Origin of the sequence: Oceaniovalibus guishaninsula JLT2003 (assembly GCF_000299575.1) — a bacterium.
GTDB lineage: Bacteria > Pseudomonadota > Alphaproteobacteria > Rhodobacterales > Rhodobacteraceae > Palleronia > Palleronia guishaninsula.
Genome location: NZ_AMGO01000026.1, coordinates 1 through 626 on the forward strand (window position 1 = coordinate 1; position 626 = coordinate 626).

The 626-nt window shown below is 71.2% G+C and carries 1 protein-coding gene and 1 pseudogene; both read left to right on the forward strand.

Annotation, left to right across the window (positions count from 1 at the left end):
- Nucleotides 1-376 (forward strand): hypothetical protein (locus OCGS_RS15205; RefSeq protein ID WP_040610780.1); only part of this gene is annotated, 376 nt, incomplete at its 5' end.
- Nucleotides 373-626, forward strand: a pseudogene (locus OCGS_RS07855) (ATP-dependent DNA helicase); the annotation flags it as partial. The gene OCGS_RS15205 and the pseudogene OCGS_RS07855, both read left to right, overlap by 4 nt.

A 626-nucleotide genomic window follows, 5' to 3' on the forward strand; every position in this document is an offset into this window, starting at 1 on the left:
TCCGGCGCTTGAAGACGTGGAGATGGCGGAGCAGTGCGGTCAAGCTGCGGCTGCCATCGTGTGGCGCGGCCTCGCGATACTCTCCCAGGCTGCGGACGTCCGGGAGCGCCGCGTGCCCTCGACACGGCGCAAGCCTTTCGCGCGCGCCGGGGTCCAGGGATGGGTCTGGCGCCAAGTCGCCATCGATCCGGCGCGCCTGCGGGCGGCGACGCCGCCGCAGGGCGGCAGTCACGCCAGCCCGCGCTGGCACATCCGCCGCGGTCACTGGCGGCAGCTCGCCGACGGTCGCCGGGTCTTCGTCCGTCAGTGCGAGGTGGGCGATCCGACCCGCGGTGGGATCGTCAAGGATTACGCAGTGGAGGCACGCCAATCATGACCGAGTTCACCCCATCCCCTACGCAGGCCGCCGCGATCCGCGAGATCAAGGAGTGGTTCGAGACCCGAGCCGAGCAGCAGCAGGTGTTCCGCCTGTTCGGCTATGCCGGGTCCGGCAAGACCACCGTGCTGAAGTTCGCGCTCGACGAACTCGGCCTCTCGCCCCACCGCAGCGCGCGGGACGGCCGATGCGTGCCCGGCGTGGTCACCGCCACCTTCACCGGCAAGGCCGCGCTGGTGCTGTCCCGCAA